At 29.4% G+C, this 626-nt stretch carries 1 protein-coding gene; it reads left to right on the top strand.

The window, feature by feature from the left end; genetic code table 11:
- Positions 1-626, top strand: a 626-nt coding sequence (locus tag FHQ30_RS13185; RefSeq protein WP_139625212.1) for an AAA family ATPase, incomplete at both ends; no start/stop codon positions are given.

Here is a 626-nt window from a genome sequence, read left to right as displayed (position 1 = left end):
TGAAAACTGTTGAAAATAAAAAAATCAATTCAACTAATTTATCCGGCACAAGATGGAAAAAAATTAAAAAAGAGGTTGTTTATATAAATTTTAGATCTGAATTAAGTGCATTTGATAGATGTTTATATCATTCGATAAATCCTTCTAATGCATATAAGACTCGGCAAGACTTTATTAGAGCAAAAAGTAAAAATTTAAAATCATCTATAGAGAAACAATCAACCAGTCATATATTATATGGACGTGACAGAATTTTCGAGAATGTAACATTACCTTCGAATGAGGTAGAGTGTATATCTAAAATTCTTAATAAAAAATACGCTTCAATAAAATATATTGAACATACTTTTTTTGCAACTAGAGGCGGTACTGCATATTTAAAGACAGAAGAATTGAATTATTCTGAAGCTTATGCTGGAAGTGGCGAATTTGCTGTTGTATCTTTAGTGCATAAAATAATGAATGCAGAAAACAATGCATTGATTTTATTGGATGAACCGGAAGTCTCACTACACCCTAATGCTCAGAGAGAGTTAATTCAATTTTTATATGAAGAAGCAAAGAAAAAACATCACCAAATTGTAATCTCTACACATTCAGCAGAGATTACTAAGCAATTACCAAAC

It is taken from the genome of Testudinibacter sp. 'clade 2' (assembly GCF_006227735.1).
Lineage (GTDB): Bacteria > Pseudomonadota > Gammaproteobacteria > Enterobacterales > Pasteurellaceae > Chelonobacter.
The sequence above is the reverse complement of the archived record's forward strand: the minus strand, read 5'-3'. Positions and strand labels throughout refer to the sequence as shown.